The organism is Staphylococcus lugdunensis (genome assembly GCF_001558775.1).
Classification (GTDB): Bacteria; Bacillota; Bacilli; order Staphylococcales; family Staphylococcaceae; genus Staphylococcus; species Staphylococcus lugdunensis.
This window is the reverse complement of record NZ_CP014022.1, coordinates 1470214-1491358: the sequence shown is the minus strand read 5'-3', so window position 1 is coordinate 1491358 and position 21145 is coordinate 1470214. Positions and strand designations below refer to the sequence as shown.

Below are 21145 nucleotides of genomic sequence, written 5' to 3'. Positions count from 1 at the left end.
ATAAATATGTTTTAATATTCAATTATTAAAAATACGAATACTATCAAACCTTACTGAGATTATCATAATTAATTTTTTAAAAAGCTTTTATTAAGATTTTATAAATTTTTTAATTAGGTAATTGTTTTTATGCAGGTAAATGTATTATGATATAGACTGTCTAGACAAGAAGATGTGAATGCTTAATTATGTTTATTAAAGAATGAATATGAAAGAAGGACTTAAATGAACAAACAACTATTGAATTTTCAAAAGTATTTTTATCTTAAATATTTAAAACAATCATCCTCAACACATCGGATGACATATTGGGTAAAATTGGATACCCGTATTGATTGTCATCAACTGATGTATGCATTATTAAATGTCGTACAACGCCAACCTGTATTAAGATCACAATTCAATATTGATGATTCGGATGATTTATGTGTAAGCATTCGAGAATTTTTCCCGTTTATTGAATTAAAAGCTTTCGATGACTATTCCAAAAATATTGATATCGAAAGTTTCTTCCAACAAAAATTGAATTCATACTATTTAAATCAATTACCTCAATTTAACTTTACAATTTATCAATTTCTTGATGAAGCATACTTACTTTTAGATTTCCATTCTATGATTTTTAACGATAACCAATTACAAATATTTTTATCAGAATTAAATAAGGCTTACAAACATTCACTCAATCAGCATGCTGGAATATCTCAATTCTATATGACGGTACAAAAGATAAACGAAAAAGCATGCAATCCAAATGCACCAAAAGACTTTAATCAATTTAAAGTACTTCATGCAGATAATGAAAATTATGCCTATATGCCTGTAAAAAATGTCTCTGATAAAAAAGAGATGCGCTATGTACGTACACAACTCTCATCATTTGATATCCATCGATTAGCTGTTAGCACATATTTGGCACATCACTTTATGAGTCAATCAAACGAAGTGGCATTGAACATCCACTTCCCAGTAGCGAATAAACAATCAGAGTTGTTGATGGTACCGAATTCAAATGTGTCCCCAGTATGTTTATACATTGACCAACACGCATCCGTAGACAGTCTGTTAACAGCTTGGACATCCGCAATTCATTCATTACAAAACCATGGTGCGTCATTCATTACAGAAGCAAATGCTGACGTCATGGAATTAGAAAGTATGTTTCATGTAACACCAGTTGTTGCCGACTTTGAACTTCATCAAGTTTCACATGAGGTACATCGTTTGTACAACAATAAATCTTCATTAGCGAATATTGAAATCTATCCACTCGCAAATGGTGGTTTTGACTTAGTTTACGATGCAAATGCCTATGATGATTTAACGATTCAAACATTACGCCGTTTAATTACAACCATTTATATGCAATCTGTAAATCAACCAACTATGTTAGTACAAGAGATTCAATTAAATGATCAAACTGACTTACAATTATACGAAAGAATAAATAGTCATAGTATAACCCAACTGAATGGTAATGATGCTTATCAAACTGTAATGAGCCGCTTCGAATATCAAGTTAATCAACATCCTGATGCAATCGCCTTACAATTTGAACAGCAATCTATGACATACCGTCAGTTAAATCAACAAGCCAATTACATTGCACACTTATTGAGAACGACTTATGGCATTCAACCAAATGATACGGTCGCTTTAATTATGGAACGCAGTATGGAAATGATTGTAGCTATATTAGGTATTCTAAAATCTGGTGCTGGCTATCTGCCTATTGATCCAGACTATCCACAAGAAAGAACACACTATATTCTTAAAGATGCGATGCCTAAAGCGATAATCACATATCATATAACACTGCAGTCAGACTTACCTCTTATCAAAATGGAGGAAATCAATTGGGATGAATGCACGTATATTGATAATCTGCCACACATTAATACACCAGAAGACACTGCCTATGTCATCTATACTTCTGGAACAACCGGTAAACCTAAGGGAACTGTCATCGCACATAGAGGTATCGATCGCCTAGTTCACCAACCTAACTATGTTGAACTTAACGATGATACGGTGATTTTATTATCAGGAACGATTGCCTTTGATGCTGCAACCTTTGAAATTTACGGAGCTTTATTAAATGGTGGTCGCTTAATTATCACATCAAAAGATACTTTACTTGATTCTAAGCAATTGGGCCAAACCATTGCAGATAAACAGGTCAATACAATGTGGTTAACTTCATCACTTTTCAATCAAATTGCCAGTGAGCGTATCGAAGTGTTAGAATCTCTCAAATATTTACTTATCGGTGGAGAAGTGTTGAATGCTAAATGGGTAAACCTATTGAATTCACGTGCACGACACCCACAAATAATCAATGGTTATGGTCCAACTGAAAATACAACGTTTACGACCACTTATGCTATTCCACCAAAATTGCCTGCACGTATTCCAATTGGTAGTCCGATTAATGGAACGACTGTCTATGTCATCCAAGGTCAACGATTATGTGGTGTAGGTGTGCCTGGGGAATTATGTATTGGTGGTTCAGGTTTAGCAAAAGGTTATTTGAATCAACCTGAGCAAACGCAACAGAGCTTTGTTAAATCTCCATTAAATGGGGAAGCGATTTATAAAAGTGGTGACTTAGTTCGTCTACAAGAAGATGGTAATATCGACTACATTAGTCGCATCGATAAGCAAGTGAAAATTCGTGGTTTCAGAATCGAATTATCAGAAATTGAAAAAGCAATCGAAGCGATACGCGATATTAATAAAGCTGTCGTCGTTGTGCATGAACATGAGCAAGATCGTGATAAACAAATTGTGGCATATTATGAGGCTTCTCAACCACAATCAACAAGCACATTGAAGAAGTTATTAAGTCACACGCTACCTAATTATATGATTCCAGTTCATTTTATGAAAATAGACAAAATTCCTATTACAATCAATGGTAAGTTAGACACACGTGCTTTACCAGATATTGATATGATTGATGAATCCAATTATGTTGCGCCACGTAATGAACTTGAACGCGTCCTTTGCCGCATATTTGAAGAAATTTTACATGTTGATCGCGTAGGTATTAAAGACAATTTCTTTGAACTGGGTGGTCACTCATTGAGAGCGACATTAGTGGTTAATCGTATTGAAGAACAGCTTCAAAAGCGCCTTAAAGTTGGAGATATTATGAAGTCTCCTACTGTTAAAGCCCTTAGTCAACAGCTTAAAGAGACTCAAAATGAACACTATGAAGTGATTCCTAAAGCTTCAGAAGATACGCAATACGAATTAAGTGCTGTTCAAAAAAGTATGTATTTATTATGGAGTGTAAATCCAAAAGATACCGTATATAACATCCCATTTTTATGGCGCCTTACTTCAGAATTAAATGTCGATCAATTGCAACGTAGCTTGTCACAATTAATTCAGCGCCATGAAATATTACGTACTCAATACATCATTGATCATAATGAAGTTAAACAACGCATTGCGAAAGATGTTATTCCGGACTTTGAGGAAGTAACTACAGATTTAACGGATGAACAAGATATCATTCATGCCTATACGCATCCTTTCAACTTGGAAAAACCAAGCCAAATACGCATGAAATATATTCACTCTCCTGAACATCACTATTTATTTATTGATACGCATCACAGTATCAACGATGGCATGAGTAATACAATTTTATTAGCAGATTTGAATGCGCTATATCAAAATAAATCTTTACCTCAATTGTCATTACAATATAGAGACTATAGTGAATGGATGGCACAACGTGATTTATCAACACAACGCCATTATTGGCTTGAACAATTTGAAGATGGTGTACCTGTGTTAAATATGCCTACAGATTATCCTAGACCAAGCATTAAAACGACACATGGCCATATGATGACATTTCATTATGACCAAACATTCAAATCACAACTCAAGTCTTATGTTGAACAACATCAAATTACTGATTTTATGTTCTTTGCGAGCGCAATTATGGTGCTGCTTCATAAATATACACGACAAGACGACCTTGTTATTGGTAGCGTGATTAGCTCACGAACACATCGAGATACTGAGAATATGCTAGGAATGTTTGCCAACACACTCGTATATCGTGGACAACCGACAAATGACAAGCCTTGGGAACAATTTATTTCTGAAATGAAAGAGACAAGTTTAGCTGCTTATGAACAACAAGAATATCCATTCGAAAGCCTAGTCAATGATTTAGTTGGCGACCGAGATCCTTCGCGTAACCCATTATTTGATGTGATGCTTGTGCTTCAAAATAATGAGACAAATCACGCTAACTTTGGTCATAGTCGCTTGACACATATACCACCTCAATCCACGACAGCAAAGTTTGATCTATCCTTTATTATCGAGGAAGATTATAACGACTATACCGTGAACATTGAGTACAATACTGATTTATATAGTAAAGCAACCATTCAATTGATGGCACAACAACTTGAAAATATTTTCAAATATGTGATTACTACTTCAAATCCAAAAATTAAAGAGATACAAGAAGATCCACATATCTTAGATTGGATAAACACAAACGTTAATTGTTATACACGAGACGATACAACCCATGAAACGGTTCAACAGCGCTTTAACCGTGTTGTGATGCAACATAGTAAAGATGTAGCACTTAGAATGAATGGCCAATCAATGACCTATCAAACATTAGATGCCTATGCTAATCAACTCGCATATGAATTAACGGTAAACGGCGTTCAATCTGGGGACCGTATCGCATTACTCACTGAACGCAGCTTTGAAATGATTATTAGCATGGTGGCTGCGATCAAGGTTGGTGCCTCATATGTTCCAATTGATGTGGCACATCCAGATAAACGTATCGATTATATGATTAAAGATGCCCAAGCATCTGCCGTTATCACATATGGCAAAGATATACACATGAATATACCAACCATTGCGCTTGAAACTTTAGAGCTGACAAATAATAACAAACGTCCATTTTCTGAGTATGCGGGCAGTCTAGAAGATGAAATATATTGTATCTATACGTCAGGAACCACAGGTATGCCTAAAGGTGTGTCCATTCAACAAAGCAATATACTTAATTTAGTAAACGCATGGACAGATCGACTTGAGCTCTCAGAACATGAAACAATTATTCAATATTCAAATTATGTCTTTGATGCATCTGCCATGGATATTTATTCTAGCTTATTAAATGGGCACACACTTGTTATTGCAAATAAAAATGAACGTACTAATACCGAGCTGTTAGAACAACTGATTACAAAGGAAGCAATAACGGTAGCATCCATACCACTTCAAGTATTAAATGTGATGCATCAATTTTACATTCCTAAAATTATTACTGGTGGCGCTACAAGTACACCTTCATTTGTACAGCACATTGCCAAACATTGCGATACGTATTACAACGCTTATGGTCCTTCTGAATCAACCGTTGTAACAACAACTTGGTCACACGCTAAAGGAGACCCAATACCATCAACCATACCAATCGGGCAGCCTTTAGCTAACATTCAAGTTTATATCGTTTCTGAGATGCAATTATGTGGCATCGGTATCGCAGGAGAATTATGTATTGCAGGAGACAGTCTTGCTGCAGGCTACCTTAATCAACCTGAACTGAACGCTCAAGCATTTATAGACAATCCTTTTGGTACAGGAAAACTATATAGAAGTGGTGATTTAGCACGATTTACTCCTGATGGCAACATTGAATTTTTAGGTCGTATCGATAAACAAGTTAAAGTCAATGGTTATAGAATCGAATTAGAAGAAATTGAAAATGTAATCAATGCGCTAGATGGTGTCGATGATAGTGTAGTAATCATTCGTCAACAAGGCGGCCATGATTTATTACACGCCTACTATGTGGGTAATCATGATATAGCATCGCATCTACTTAAACAATTAACTCAATACTTGCCAAAATACATGATTCCTAATACATTCACTGCCATTGATGAAATTCCATTAACAAGTAACGATAAAGTTGATGAATCTAAGCTACCAAATCCTGAAATGCATCACCATCAATTTGAGCCACCAAGAAATGACACCGAGCAAATTTTCGCCTCAATCATGGCAGAAATACTAGATATTTCTGAGATAGGCATAGATGATGACTTCTTTAAATTAGGAGGCAGTTCCTTAGATACTATGGTCCTTATTTCTAAACTTAAAAGGAAACATATTCATCTTACTATGCAAGATATTTATCAATATAAGACAATCCGTCATTTGTCAGCACACTTAGAACAACAAAGTGACGAATCGTGCGTTACTTTACCGGATCACTTACCTCAATTACAGTCATTAATCAAACAACGCTATCAAATGCGTTCAAAACCAATGATAGTAAGACATCTAGGTCATGTGTTATTAACAGGCGCAACAGGTTTCTTAGGCGCATATTTAATTAATGAATTAACCGGTTATACTGATAAAATTACTTGCGTAGTGAGAGGACAGAATAAGAAAGACGCACGTCAATTAGTAGAAGAAAACTTAAGTTGCTATTTTGATCCTGCACATGTTGCTGACTTAATGATACGTGTTGAAGTCGTATTAGGTGAATTCTCCAACTTAGATATATTAAACATCACAAGTCATATTGACACCATTATTCATGCAGGTGCACGGACAGATCATTTTGGAGATGATGAGGCATTTATCAACGTAAATGTGAAAAGTACAGAAGATTTATTAACACTTGCTGAAACACATAAAGCGCGATTTATTTACATTTCAACAATTAGTGTAGGAACAGTATTTGACTCCCATGCCGAGGATTATACTTTTTCAGAACAAGATTTATATAAAGATCAGCTATTCACATCTCCTTACACAAAAAGTAAATTCTATAGCGAAATCAAAGTGTTAGAAGCAATAGAAGCTGGTTTAGATGCTAAAATCATGCGATTAGGCAACTTAACAAGCGCATATACTGGAAAACTAAATATGAAAAATTTAACAACAAATCGTTTCTCAATCGTTATGAATGATTTATTAAAATTACCATTTATCGGTGACAGTTTTTCACAAACAGAAATTGAATTTTCATATATTGATATCACTGCAAGAGATATCGTGACATTAGCAATCTCAAATGCCACACCTATCATCTATCACGTCTATTCACCACATGTACTCACAATGAAAAACGTGTTAGAAGAAACAAAAGATACCGACTTGCCACTGATCAATGATGAGGAATTTGATAAAGCCTTACATGAATTAAACATGCATGAAGTAATTGGATTAAATAGTCAAGCATCCAACCAAATAACTGGTGTCACCCAGTCATCAATGACTCAAAATTTGCTTAGAGATTTAGACGAAGTATGGCCTAAAGTTACACAACATTGGTTATATCAATGGCGGGAACTACTCAATGAAAAATTTGAATGTAAAGAATACCATAGATGAAATTATTTATTACCAAAATGAACCATACTTATAAAGACATTGCGCACTGGATGTCTCAAAGTCATCGACAATTGAAAAAGCCCGAACGTCTAACATATCGTTTTTCTAAGGATAAATGGATGCATCGTATAGGCGACTTATTGATACAATACAGCATCGAACACACCCATGGACTCATGCCAAGCCAATGGTCATATGATATCCAGCCTAATGGACACGTCAAAATTGCAAGCCCAATCGACATCTATGTGAATCTTTCATACAGTTTCCCTTATATTATCTGCGCAATAGACCATTTGCCTATAGGTGCAGATATTGAAGAAATAAAAGGCATGGATGATTTAAACATCGCCAAACAGTTTTCAACAAACGAATTCAATCAAATACAAACACTTGAAGACTTCTATACAATTTGGACCAAAAAAGAAAGTTATTCAAAAATGATAGGAGAAGGTCTAATACGAGGATTAGCATATTACGATGTGACAAAACCATTATACTATCAGCACCACACCATAAAGTTCAAACAACATCTTATAGACAACTGTATCATTCAACTCTGTCATATAAGTAGCAATCATCCATTCGAAATAGTAGATGTGCCTTTAAAACAATTATTTTAATGACAGGAGCGGGACAGAATTCACAATGAATTCGTAGTCCCGCTCTGGCAAGGTTGACTAGGATTGAAAAAACATGGCCTAAGCGTATTTTCAATCCAGTCAGCTACTGCCAATATATAGTTCAAATCCTAACAAATAATTAGATTTCTCATATTTAATTTATTTTTCTTCATTAAATACAAACAAATTCAAAAATAATAAAAATAACGGTGGAAAAATAAAGAACAAAGAAAATACCCCAATGATAAATGGCAATGTAAAACATGCTAAAATAATACCAAAAATCATCAATAAAATTGATTTACTTTTTTTTAATCGAAACAACTAGTAGCTCCTCCCATTTCTCCAGACACGACACCTATCGCAGATCCAGTTCCTACACTGACGGGTGTTGCACCAATAGCTCCGTAACCAACACCATTTAGCAATTCCACCACCAAGTTCAGCACATTTTTCCCAGTTCGCTCTGAGTGCAGTGCCTTTGTTATTCTCAAGTAATTTAATGTCTCCAACTATATTATTATTCTTTAAAATTACCCCTATATAAATCACATAAACAATATAATAAAATCATTCACTATCCATAATCTCGTGAATTTACTCATATCTAAGCAGTAACTCAGTATATTCTTTCACTTGTTGACTATTCCAACTTCCTGTTTTAATAACCACTTAAACACAGCCAGTTATCTGGTCTCCAAATGAATGTTTGTAATATCTAATGCTACAGTTTTCTTAATGATCCCTTTAACTTTGTTTTTAAAATATGCTTCTTTCCCACTTTTTTCATAATACATTCAATCACCTCAATCTAAGCGTATCAATTATTTTTCATTTTTGCTTAGCCAAGTATTCATAAGTGTCTTTTTTGTGACATTCATATTATTGATATTTTCTTGATTTCTTTTTGATAACTTGAAGTTAAAGGAGGCGGTCATATTGAACAATATAGTGATTAAAGATGTAAATAAAACATATGACGGTAAAACGTATGCACTTAAAAATATTAACCTTGAAATCAAAAATGGTATGTTTGGGATTTTAGGGAGAAATGGATCTGGTAAATCGACTTTAATGAATATGCTTTCAACCATTCTTCAACAAAGTAGTGGAACTATAGAAATTAATAATATTTCTTTAACTCAAACGAAACAAATTAGAAAAATGATCGGTTACTTACCTCAAGATTTTGATTTTTATCCGAATATGAAAGTAAAAGAAACATTGCATTACTTAGGAATTTTATCTGGAATTCCTAAAGCCAATTTAAAAATAAACGTTGCTGCATCATTAGAAAAAGTTAATCTTGTAGAACATCAAAATAAAAAAGTTAAAAGTTTATCAGGAGGTATGAAAAAAAGATTAGGTATCGCGCAAGCAATTATTCACAATCCACAAGTGCTTATAGTAGATGAACCTACAGCAGGACTTGATCCTGAAGAAAGGGTACGTTTGCGTCATTTATTATCCAATCTAGCTAAAGATAAAATTGTCATCATTTCTACTCATATAGTGAGTGATATTGAATCAACCTGTGAAAATATCGCTATCCTAGACAAAGGAGTAATCGCTTATAAAGGATCGATTAAGAATTTAATTGAGCTTAGTGACAATAAAGTTTATGAGATTACTATCTCCCCTTCAAAACTAAATCAACTGAAAAAAAATAATATTTTTATTACAAAAATACAAGAATATGAGCATCTACTAAAAGTCAGATTTGTATCAGAATCAAATCTTGAAGGAACTAGAAAAGTTAAACAAGACTTTGAAGATGCTTATATGTATTTTTTAAAAATGAATCAAGGAGGTAAACGATGAATCTATTCTTGATAGAAATAAAGAAACTACTTTTTAGTAAAATTTTTATTTTTTACTGTATTCTTGTTATTTTTTTCGTATTTGTTAACTGTAACCAAGTGATTGATAAAAATATTAACTCTGATATTTATCAACCAAAATCTATGACTACTTACACTACAAATAATAAAGTAATCATGAAAAATGCGATAGATAACTTAAAAAAAGAGTTACACAGCAATAACTTCAAAGTGTATCAGTTTGGCTTCTTGAAACAAAAGAAATTAAATAAAGATAAAATAGATAAAATCAAAACCTCTCTAAAAAACATGGAAAATTCTAAAGATTTTAAGAGATTCAAATACTACTCTAACAAGGTTTCTCATGAAATAGGATGGGGATCTAATTATTCCGAAAAAAATTTATATTTATTTGGGACTAAACAAATGAGTAAAGAAGATTTTTCAATGGAGAAGAAGATGATCAAAAACAAAGACATTTATTTCGGGGCATATAGCAGATATCTTTCTGATATTGCAGGAGTAATAATAGGAATACTCCCATTCTTTTTAGGTGCTCATATTTATCTTTTAGATAGAAAGAATCATGTATTTAAAACAATAAATTCTAGAAACATATCGTCATTTAAATTAATCCTAACACGCGTACTGGCATTAATCATATTGTCATTTTTACCAATACTATTATTCTCTGTTTATTTCCTAATTAGTTTGTCGGTTGTTCACCCTATTTCAATTAAGGCAATTTTTATATTTTATGAAATTTTATTTATGTGGACTACCCCCACTCTATTAGTAGCATCTATTTTAGGACTATTGATTACTATGATTTTTAATTCTTATTTAGGTTCCCTGATTCAAATAATCATTTGGTTTATTAATTTGAATATAGGTTCTAATTATGTTGAAGGTCATTATGGCAGTTTACTCATTCCTAGACATAATTCACTTTTCAATACTTCATTCTTTTATAATCATTTAAATGACATTCTTATTAATAGAATCAGCTATTGTTTCATAGCCATTCTTTTGCTTTTAATTAGTGTTTGGCTATTTGACTTAAAAAGAAAGGGGCTAACTAGAAGTGGGAAAATTACTCTTCTTAGAAATTAAAACTAACCTTTCAAAGCTTTATCTTGGTTGCGTGATATTTTTTATTTGTAGTTTATTTATGTTTGGGGTGAGCAATCTAACCCATGATAGAATAATACAATTTATTGAACTTATTTTTACACTTCTGGGGATTATTTTATTTACCACAATATATGCAATTGATAATACCCGTAATACGATTTTAATCATTAACTCAAAACGATATCATTATAGTTTTTTATTGTTATTACGCCTATTTTTAACAATTGTGTTCACTATATTGCTGATTTTAATAGGTTTAGTAACTTTTAAAATATGTAACTCTAATGTTGTATTTATACAAGATATATTCATAGCACTGACAAATACAATGTTCATTGGTTCGTTAAGTTTGTTCATAAGTATGATTAGTAAAAATGCCTTGATTGGTTATATGTTTGGCTTAGTTTATTTCTTATTATGTCTAGGGTTTAAGAATATGAGTTTTATGTATTTATTTTCTGAGACCTTTGGCTTTCCGTTTTATTTCAAATTAATACAATTTTCAATTAGTATACTAGTTTCAATAATAACGATTTATATCACAAAAAAAGTAAAAATTTAATTATTTTTAGATATGTGATTGTGTTTTATAGTACATTAATTATAGGTAATAATTTCTTTTAATAATCCGATATAAGGTGATAACTTATGTATAATATTATGATTGTAGATGATGAGGAAAATATTGTCTCTTTTATTCAAGAAAGTCTTAAATTAGAGGGGTTTAAGACCACTGTCGCATATAATGGGCGTGAAGCTTTGGAAAAAATAAATGAGCATATTCACTTAATTATATTAGATATTAAAATGCCCTATTCTGATGGCTTTGAAGTAGCTCAATCACTTAGTCAGAGTAATATTCCTATTATTTTTTTGACCGCTAAAGATAACCTTGATACAAGACTTAAGTGTTTTTCTTTAGGTGCCAAAGATTATATAGCCAAACCATTTTACATGGAAGAATTAATAGTAAGGATTGAAAATATTTTAACTCAAAATAATAGCTATTCCAAAAATAAAAATATTAAAAAAACTAAAGATCTCATTATTAATTATGATACCTTTAGCGTATATGCGGGAGACCATTTATTAGATATTACGAGAACAGAATTTGAAATCATAAAACTGCTATCTTTGAATTCTAATTTTTATTTTAGCAAAGATCAAATTTATGACTCTATTAATTTTAATAAAATAGGTAATACCCAGGTTGTCTCAGAACACATTCGAAAAATAAGGAAAAAGTTGCATCAATATAGTGACTTTGAATATATAGATACAAAGTGGGGAGTTGGGTATAAATGGCTAGAATAGAAAGTATCAAAACAAAATTACATCGTCTAAATATATCAGTTGTGATCATCAGTATAGTCGTTATTTTTGTCTTACAATTATTGCTTAATATACTTGAATTTTCAAATATAGGACAGTCTCTATATCATGATTTCTGGCATCAACCGCATTACCTTTTTACGATATCTAGTATTTGTATCAATTTATTTATTCCACTAATAGTTATTTATATGCTCACCCGATTTTTTTATAAAAAGCATTTATCAAGAAACATTGATTATTTAAATCATATTATTAAAAGTTTAAAAAGCGACGATATCGATTTGAAAGTTACAACCACAAATATTAAAGAATTTAATGATGTGATTAACGAAGTACAGAACATTAATACGTTTCTTAAAAAAAGAATAGCGGATCAGTTAACGATTCAAAACAATTTCAAAAAAAAGCTAGAAATCTTTGAACACGACTTAAAAACACCTTTAACTGTCATGCAGGGTCACATTGAACTTTTAAAAAAGATAAATAATTCAGAACTGCCTAATCAAGAAATTAAATCCAAAATTAATAGTGAAACTAAAGTAATCTTTAACGCTCTTGAACGCATTAATAATCAAATAAAAATTCACATTAATAATGTAAAGTTATTACCTAATCATTCAGACAAAATTAATATTGAAAAGGTTATCTCAACTATCAATGAAAGCTATAATAATAAATATATTTTGAAAAATAAAACGATGGACATACAAGTAGACAATAAATTACTTCATAATCATATATTTTTAAATAATCAAATTCTATATCATGTGATAGATAACTTAATTAATAACGCTTTGAAGTATGCTAACAAAGAATTAAGTATAAACTTCAAATGCCTAGATCAACGTTTATTGCAGTTCTCAGTTATTAATGACGGTAAACAATTTACAGAAGATGAACTAAAATTTGCTAAAGAATGGGGCGTTAAAGGTAAAGCATCAAATGGCTCAGGAATAGGCTTGTATTTTGCTAATGAAGTTATTAAACAATATAATAGTGAAATCATTCTAGAAAACATTGAAAATAAAGCTAAAGTTAGTTTTATCGTGGATATATCTAAAATGACGTGACAGAACAAGTTATTTACAACGACGACGTATTTTATGCTGCTTTATGTTCATTTTTTAACGAAGGTCACTGAAAATATTAGCTCAAAGGATATTTAACAAACCCTCGATTATATATTTTAGACTTATAACACGAAATCCCCTCACGCTTGAAAGTCATGAGGGGATTTTTTAAGTGTTTATACCTAAGAGACCGCTTATATCAATCCATTCTGGCAAGATGTCATTTTTTAGCGGAGAATCTTCCCTATTACTTTATTATTCTTGAATGATTTAATTTCTTCATTTGGCTACTGAACACTAATATATTAAACATCATATGAATAATAATATTGATAAAAATATCTCTAAAATACAAATAAATCATTGCTTGTATTGTAGCAAAAAAGATTTTTACTATGGAAGACTTTCCTTGATATAGAAAATGAGAGAACACAAAGGTTAGTACTGATAAGATGATGTACTGAATAAAATGATAATGATATATTAAGCTGAAATAATACAAGAAGTATCGGAAATTTAATTCTTCTAGTATTGGGTAAGCAAGTAACACACTTAAAATAAATTTGCTGTTTTTGTTATAAAAGTCGAACAAATTTTTGTTAAACAGTAATGATTTTTCTGTAATATAAACGATTACTGGTGTAATGATAATAACAGATACACATAAGTAAATATTTGTATTACTTAAAAATAAACACGTATCTATTAACAATACGACAATAAGTACCAAAATGTACTTGTAAAATTCAGTTAGATATTTAAAATACGCTACTTTTCTAATGAAAATAAGCAATATACCTGGGAAGCAAGTTAGAAAAAACATTAAACCAATCAGACTATGCCAAAGGATGAGGAATATCATTTATTATTCCTCCTATTTCTTTATATCTTGGATGTAGATAAGGTGGATATGATGGTATGGCTATCGTCAATAATTCAGGTATAAATGTTCTAACGACAACTAAATTTTTATTATAAAATTCTACAGGTGTGATATCTAAATAACACGCATAATGACTTAAATGTTTTAACTCATTGATGATTTCGTATAAATTATTGGCATTTTTAGTATTTTGGAAGGTGTTTTTTCTTTTCTGCATATTAAAATTCAAACCATATTTGGCATAGTACATAACATTATCATCTAAATTATCAATAGGATGATTTTCAATATTTTCTGTGACATTTTTAAAATGTGTAGTATTATTCCAAACCTCAGTCATTGTATACTCTAACACGGTAACACATTCCAATAAGCTTCTATAGATACACTGCTCTAAGTTCATATCGCCTTGAACCCCAACGACATATTTAGGTAAGCTTAAATCTTTAGCTTTAGATTTAACCTCACAGACAACAACATGAATAGGTTTATCAAAGCTGATATCAGTGAAAGACACATCGAAATTATCAAGAAATTTGTGCACAATGCTCGGCCGTTTAAACCATTCATTTAGTTTTTCAGCAATATTTACAGAAATCGTCTTTCCTTCAATGCCTCCGTACCACCACAAATTATATGAATCTATTTGTAAAATCTCAATAATAGAATTGGTTAAACTTTTCTCAAATGTTTCATGACTAGCTGTACCGGTTGAAACACCGCTATTCGTAAACTGTTTTTCATCTTTAAATATCGTTTTATTAAATAGAACAAGCATTTGTAAAGGTACTAAAACATCATGATCTGGATGATATAGAGATTTCAGTGGAATCCATTGAATGACGTCATCGTCATAAATATAATGTTTGGCGTCTTTTTCCTCAAAATATATATTAATTAATGCTAGAGGTAGTACTAAGCTATTTGTATTTTTTAGTTGTTCTGAAATTTGTGCATGTGACGCATATATGATTTTGCCTTTTAAATTTTGATACAACAGCGTAAAGGCATATCTTTCTGAACTTTCTCCTAAGAATGACGCTAGTGCTTCATTATAATAAATACCATAACCACTCAAATGATAATTCACTTTGAAATCTTCACTTAAGAAGTTTTTTTCAAAATTATTAAATTGAGCCGTGACATAATGATAATTCATAATTGGATATGAATTTAATCCTAAGAAAAAGCTGTTATCTTTCCATATTCCTGCTACATTTCCACCTAATAAGTTTTGTCTATACAGATTAAAATTCAAATTATTTTTAAAGGTTATCATTCTCTAACACCCTTTTTAAAATATTTGCTGACTTCATATTTTGCTCTTTAAACAAAACATTATTTATCGTTGAACATGTAGAACAAGTAGACTGACGCTTATTGAAATTAAAGTTGTATTCATATGTGGGTAAATAAAAATGGAGTACATTCCCTATTAGCGTTGAATCCCCGTAAATTTCTATATTATTAATTTCATTTATCATTATACTTAATATATAACTGTATAATTTGAGATTGTACATGTCTTGATTTTGCGCATCCGGAACAAAATAATTTTCTATCGTACCAGGAAACTTAGAAATTAATTGTCGTTCTAAGCATTCATAACAACCCGTCTCTCCATGATGAATATTTGTGAAAAATACATTTTCATTATCATAAAAAGCTAGGGTATATGTCATATCCAACAAGTTTGTTAAAAAGTTAAACGCTTTAATAAAAGGTTGATTGGCATATGATAAAATAACAAAAACATTCATATCTGCAAACTTTGATTGCTGTTTTTTTACAACTTCATTTATAGATAAATTATTTTTTTGATTATTCAAGATTTCAATTTCATGTCTTTCTAGAACTTCATTAAACTCATATATTTCATCAACTTGATCGAGATGATCTTTAAAAAATGCTTTGGCTGCCTTGTCTGTAATAATACAAATTTTATTAAAAGTATCGATTTTTTGATGTATTAAATTCAATTGCGTTAGTTTATTAAAATCTTCTATAATATCGTCATTTTCATTTAATTCTATTTGATTTTCAGCTATTAACGTTTTGAAATTGTCTATAAAATTTTTGCTGCTTTCTTCTTTATCTATAGCTATTGAGTGTTGATGTAAATATCCCTTTTTTAATATATACTCACTATTGTTTTCTTCGACAAACAAATCTTTAGGTTTAATAAACGTTTTCATTACTTAACTATTCCTTCCCACATATATTCGTAAATAGTATATGTTCATTAACATGATCTAATTCAAGTAATTTTTCTATATTATTTTTCTTAAAGCCTGCTATTGGGCATCCTGTATAGCCTAATGACGTAATGACTAAATCAAAATTATGCGACATACAACCAATCTCTATCAAACTATTTAATAACGCTAATTCCCCGTATTTCAAAAAACTAGAATTAAAATTATAGCCAAAAAAGACTAAAAAACTACAATTTTTGATATCTATATTATTGCCTTCTAATAAATCATCTGTGTTTATGTCCTTTTGAGGCACAATTTTTAATAATGAGTGACTTATCGGTTGGTATAAATAAATGCCTTTATCATAATCTTCTACATTGTTGATATAAAGATATATATCAATCGGATATAACCCGCCTGCCGATGCATAAAACCGCGTGCTTGTTTTTATATCCCCATATTCCACTTTTCTAGGCGCTATCCCAAAAGAAAATTTAAGTATTGTTGATAATTCTTTACTAGCCATTTCAAAAGATGTGAATTCCCTTGTACTTTTTCTGTGATTTAAAACATTATAAAAAGATTCTTTTATTTTCTTATCACTTTTAGGAAGTGATCTTGTATCTTCATCCTTAATTTCATTCAACATTTGATGTTCATTAACTAAAGCTGCATAATTCGATTCATTATAAGCTAACATGCTTTTGAAATCACTAAGTCTCTGATGATTTACATTTAATAAGTACTTTAAAGATTCTGATTCTTGATTCCCTAAAATAATTTGAGCAAAGTTATTTCGATTATCATTATTTGCAATATTATCGTCATTTAATTTAAATAACGAATGCTGATTAAACATTCCCTTTAACTGATAATTAATCATTGCTTTTTACCTCTTTTTTTAGTTGCTACAAGCAATTCAATAATGATTACTAATAATATGGACAGGGCCACACCTAAAAACATAATATTCGTTATAATTGGCTCTCCACTATCGCCATGATTGTGTATTTTGTATAAATTTAATCCTAATAAATTTACATCAAAATGCGCATAACCATTTTTATTGATAATAAAATAACCTATTGAAATTGAGATGGCTGTGATGATGGCAGATAAAACAATACCTGCTAAAATTTCAATAATCACTCGCATTTCTTGTCTCTTCAACATCATTATTCTCCTCATTTCTTAAACTTATAAATACATAAACTTAAAACACCCGTCACTACGATATACAATGAATTTAATTTTAAAAATGATACATCCCACATACGTTCATTTGTCCAAATTGAATAAAAATCATTTGTAGCATATTTGATTGGTATCCAATTTCCTATTTCCTTTAAAACATTGGGGAGTTCCCCATACTGTACAAAAACACCAATAATCATATAAGTAAGAAAAAGCAATATCATTCCAAAAGGTAATAAAACCTTACTCTTTCTTATTAACAAAGCTAAAAATGTTCCTATCATTAACAGAGCGATAATGTTATAAAAAATTTGTAAAAAGAAGGCTATAAAATATTGCGTGTTTGGTAGCGTTAATGAGAAAAATACTTTACCAATAATGATATTTAAAATAACACTAAATATCGCTAAGAAGCAGTATGAAATAATATTAGAAACGATTAAACTACTAATATTTACATCAAAATATTTTAATCGTTTCAGTGTGTCGTTCTCGATGCTTTCACTTAACCAAATTGGAAAGCTAATAAAAGCAATCGGTAGCAGTCCAATACTCGTACTAATTAAAAAATATTTATCTATAAAGTGTCTCCCATTTCCTATACTAAAATTTCCATAAGACATAATAATAACTAACATCATGATGATTGGAAAAATTAATGAAAAGAACACTGATATAGGAACTCTAAATTGCATTTTTATGCTTAACAAAATTTTATTTATCATATTTCCTCCAAAGTTGAGATTAAATATGTTGAGTATATATTTTGCATGTTGATTTTAAATTCTATTTTTCGTTCATTTAATATGTTAATAACGTCGTTCATTTGCTCTTTATTGTGGGTAACAATTTTGGCATTAAAATATACATCAGCATTTATATTTTCAATATCATCTCTAACTAGATGATCTAACTCTTGATTCACTATTTCAATCAGCGCATAGTGATAAAATTTTGAGAAAAATTGATCTATACTCCCGTAATACAATAATTCTCCTTTATCTAATATGATTAATTTATTTGCCCAATTTTCAACCTCATCAAAGTAATGCGTAATTTTAATTACTGCTTTATTTTGGGTGATTTCTTTAGTTTTCTGTAATAAATTTTGTCTTTTTTCATAGTCTAATCCAGATGTTAATTCATCAAATATGTATAGCTTTTTTTGTTTATTTAAGACTAATCCTACAGTTAAGCGCTTTTGTTCTCCCAAGGATAAATCTTTAACAAATTTATTTATAAGATGTTCTAAAGAGAAAGCTTTTGTAAATGCTTTAAATTGTTCACTTCGTTTGCTGTAAGCTGTTGCTAAATAAATTAATTCATGTACTTTGATTAAATCTCCATACTTATTTTCCTGAAAAACAATCCCTATATCTTTAGAACTTATCTTTCTATCAATGACGCCGCTGTAATTTATCTCATTTAATAAACAATTAATTAAAGTCGTTTTCCCCGCGCCATTTTTCCCAATCAGTGCTATTTTATCTTCACTATAAATATTTATAGTACTATTATTAAGGTTTAGAATTTTTCTATTATTGATATCAACCTTTAAATCCTTAATAGTCATTAAACTTTCCATATACTCACCTTTAAAATTTGGAAAAGCTTGATCTATATAGACCAAGCTTCACCTTTGATTTATTGCTCTGCTGTTGAGGCACATGTACAAGAACATGAACAGCTACAAGAACATGAACAACTACAAGAGCAGCAACCTCCTGCATATTGCATCGCTTCAGAACTATTAATGTCTGAATATCCATTAATTGAATGGTTATTGATTTTCATTATTTTTCACCTCCTTCTCCCTAATAATAAATAATGTAAAATTACTATTTATTTAACTAAAAGTTAGCATCCGGTTTTTAAAAAGTCAATAAATTATAATTTTTAAAATATTAATTTTTTGTAAATTTTACAATTTTGTTAATATGCGATTTAATCAACCGTCAAAGTTGTGTTTATGTGTTTGATATGTATATAGAAAAAAGCGGGTCCGGGACATTAAGTTCTTAAACAATGTAAAAAAGACAATTTCTATTAAAATTATTTGATAGAAATTGTCTTTCTCTTATGTATTAGATAATATACAGCTCGTTATCATTTTAGGGTGATAAGATGTAGCCCCACGATGGTGTTTGAGTTCATCGAATTCATTATCTGGGATTGTTTCAACAATTTCATTTACATATCGAGAAATATTATTTGTAGGAATAAGAATTGAAGTTTCCATTGGTAGTGTAAATTGATTCATGCTATAATCTTTATACATAAGGCACCTCGTTCATTTAGTTTAGTGAAGTTTATTAAATGATACGAAAGTGCCTTATTTTTAAAGCATTTAAAGGTAAAATTACATGTTAATACGCAGTATTTATGGCGAGACTCCTGAGGGAGCAGTGCCAGTCGAAGACAGGGGCCCCAACAAAGAGAAATGCGAAAAGCATTTCGCCAAGCAAAGCAAGTTGGGGTGGGGCCCCAACAGATAGGCTTTCGAAAAGAAAGCCATCGGACCAAGCAAGTTGGAGTGCTGAGACGGCACCCTAGGAAAGTGAAGCCATGCAATACGAAGTATTGTGAAAATAGAGAACAGCAGCAAGATATTTTCTAATTGAAAATAATCTTACTGCTGTTTTTCTGACATTTATGTCCCAGACCCTATGAACTAAATATTGGCAGTAGTTGACTGAATTGAAAATACGCTGACACCTCAATAATTTAATAACCATGCATGCTATCACTCAGCTATATGTAGCAGACGGTCTCCATTTTAAATCGTTCCACAAAAATACTATCAAGCTTGTTTGAATTTATTTTATATTTGATGTTGAATTTTTAACATAAAAGTATTCTTAATTGTTATCATGAATTTTGTTTTTTTACATATATGTATAGTTTTTTATGTATTATGAATTATTAAACAAATAAAGCGCAATTCATTATACAATTAACTCAAGAAATAACGGGAGGTGAGTCAAATGTTTATCGTAAATTTAATTAAAAAAGTAATCGAATTCATCAAAAAATTATTTGGCAACAAATAATTAAAAGTAGCGATTTGATGTCAAAAGAGCTCAAAACCGCCCGTTCACTCGGGTGGTTTGTCGTGCGGCCTAAATCACCAGTTAATAATATGCGCTAACTATTTAACCAATTTTCAACTTTTTTCTCTTCATATCATCCTATCTACATGACATCCTTTATACCAAAACTTCGTCATTGATTATCCGCTTCTACTTATCAGTTAATTATGATCATATGAGAAATCCTTAAAGTATCACTTCACACTTATCCTCAAAAGTTAAATTACAATATCCCATCATTTATATTGCGCTAGAATTATGATGTGCACATACGTATTTTAGACTCCCCGTAGGCCTCCCTTTTAAAGCCTGTGCCTTTTCAAATTCCCTTTGTATAAGTTCATCATTTGTGGTAATATCATCATGCATAAAAATTCGAGATACTAATAAAG

At 30.7% G+C, this 21145-nt stretch carries 17 protein-coding genes and 1 pseudogene; 7 read left to right on the top strand and 11 right to left on the bottom strand.

Features of this window, described 5'->3' with window-relative positions; translation table 11 throughout:
• Nucleotides 1-225: 225 nt before the first annotated feature.
• Both ausA and ausB read left to right on the top strand, forming a co-directional pair.
• A complete protein-coding gene (gene ausA, locus AL499_RS07035; RefSeq protein WP_002492073.1) occupies nt 226-7407 on the top strand; it encodes an aureusimine non-ribosomal peptide synthetase AusA in 7182 nt (2393 codons plus the stop codon).
• Entirely contained in the window at nt 7404-8030 is a 627-nt protein-coding gene (gene ausB, locus AL499_RS07030; protein ID WP_002460956.1) for an aureusimine biosynthesis 4'-phosphopantetheinyl transferase AusB, read from the top strand. Before ausA ends, ausB begins: the two co-directional genes overlap by 4 nt.
• Nucleotides 8031-8189: 159 nt before the next feature.
• Here ausB and AL499_RS12655 read toward each other — a convergent pair whose 3' ends face one another.
• Nucleotides 8190-8354 (bottom strand): hypothetical protein, encoded by a 165-nt coding sequence (locus AL499_RS12655; protein WP_165489580.1) that lies wholly within the window; start codon nt 8352-8354, stop codon nt 8190-8192.
• A complete protein-coding gene (locus AL499_RS12790) occupies nt 8342-8467 on the bottom strand; it encodes a hypothetical protein (protein ID WP_256263132.1) in 126 nt (41 codons plus the stop codon). The genes AL499_RS12655 and AL499_RS12790 overlap by 13 nt, the downstream gene beginning before the upstream one ends.
• 502 nt (nt 8468-8969) lie before the next feature.
• Here AL499_RS12790 and AL499_RS07020 point away from each other — a divergent pair.
• The 4 genes from AL499_RS07020 to AL499_RS07000 all read left to right on the top strand — a co-directional run bounded on the left by AL499_RS07020 (nt 8970) and on the right by AL499_RS07000 (nt 13389).
• Nucleotides 8970-9851, top strand: a complete 882-nt coding sequence (locus AL499_RS07020) for an ABC transporter ATP-binding protein (RefSeq protein ID WP_002492029.1) — start codon at nt 8970-8972, stop codon at nt 9849-9851.
• Nucleotides 9848-10963, top strand: coding sequence for an ABC-2 family transporter permease (locus AL499_RS07015; protein ID WP_002492023.1), 1116 nt, complete (start codon nt 9848-9850; stop codon nt 10961-10963). Before AL499_RS07020 ends, AL499_RS07015 begins: the two co-directional genes overlap by 4 nt.
• A gap of 669 nt (nt 10964-11632) precedes the next feature.
• Nucleotides 11633-12298, top strand: coding sequence for a response regulator transcription factor (locus tag AL499_RS07005; protein ID WP_002460964.1), 666 nt, complete (start codon nt 11633-11635; stop codon nt 12296-12298).
• Complete coding sequence (locus AL499_RS07000; protein ID WP_002492066.1) at nt 12286-13389, top strand: sensor histidine kinase; 1104 nt, start codon at nt 12286-12288, stop codon at nt 13387-13389. Before AL499_RS07005 ends, AL499_RS07000 begins: the two co-directional genes overlap by 13 nt.
• 247 nt (nt 13390-13636) lie before the next feature.
• On the opposite strand, the gene AL499_RS06995 is transcribed toward AL499_RS07000, so the two are convergent.
• The 9 genes and pseudogenes from AL499_RS06995 to AL499_RS06960 form a co-directional block, all read right to left on the bottom strand.
• Nucleotides 13637-14212 (bottom strand): CPBP family intramembrane glutamic endopeptidase, encoded by a 576-nt coding sequence (locus tag AL499_RS06995; RefSeq protein WP_225306488.1) that lies wholly within the window; start codon nt 14210-14212, stop codon nt 13637-13639.
• A gap of 13 nt (nt 14213-14225) precedes the next feature.
• Complete coding sequence (locus AL499_RS06990) at nt 14226-15551, bottom strand: YcaO-like family protein (RefSeq protein WP_002492067.1); 1326 nt, start codon at nt 15549-15551, stop codon at nt 14226-14228.
• A complete protein-coding gene (locus AL499_RS06985; RefSeq protein ID WP_002492052.1) occupies nt 15538-16467 on the bottom strand; it encodes a hypothetical protein in 930 nt (309 codons plus the stop codon). The genes AL499_RS06990 and AL499_RS06985 overlap by 14 nt, the downstream gene beginning before the upstream one ends.
• A gap of 7 nt (nt 16468-16474) precedes the next feature.
• Entirely contained in the window at nt 16475-17353 is an 879-nt protein-coding gene (locus AL499_RS06980; protein WP_002492035.1) for a SagB family peptide dehydrogenase, read from the bottom strand.
• Complete coding sequence (locus tag AL499_RS06975) at nt 17350-17643, bottom strand: LlsX family protein (RefSeq protein WP_002479178.1); 294 nt, start codon at nt 17641-17643, stop codon at nt 17350-17352. Before AL499_RS06975 ends, AL499_RS06980 begins: the two co-directional genes overlap by 4 nt.
• Nucleotides 17644-17654: 11 nt before the next feature.
• Nucleotides 17655-18389, bottom strand: a complete 735-nt coding sequence (locus tag AL499_RS06970; RefSeq protein WP_002460972.1) for an ABC transporter permease — start codon at nt 18387-18389, stop codon at nt 17655-17657.
• The gene (locus tag AL499_RS06965) at nt 18386-19249 is read right to left on the bottom strand and encodes an ATP-binding cassette domain-containing protein (protein ID WP_002492018.1); all 864 of its coding nucleotides are present in this window, start codon (nt 19247-19249) and stop codon (nt 18386-18388) included. The genes AL499_RS06970 and AL499_RS06965 overlap by 4 nt, the downstream gene beginning before the upstream one ends.
• Nucleotides 19250-19308: 59 nt before the next feature.
• Nucleotides 19309-19461 (bottom strand): stapholysin S, encoded by a 153-nt coding sequence (gene stsA / locus AL499_RS12535; protein ID WP_103284522.1) that lies wholly within the window; start codon nt 19459-19461, stop codon nt 19309-19311.
• Nucleotides 19462-19753: 292 nt separating this feature from the next.
• Nucleotides 19754-19942 (bottom strand): annotated as a pseudogene (locus tag AL499_RS06960) (IS5/IS1182 family transposase); the annotation flags it as partial.
• Between the two features lie 706 nt (nt 19943-20648).
• Here AL499_RS06960 and AL499_RS12835 point away from each other — a divergent pair.
• Nucleotides 20649-20714, top strand: coding sequence for an epsilon family phenol-soluble modulin (locus tag AL499_RS12835; protein ID WP_095658920.1), 66 nt, complete (start codon nt 20649-20651; stop codon nt 20712-20714).
• Nucleotides 20715-21145 lie beyond the last annotated feature (431 nt).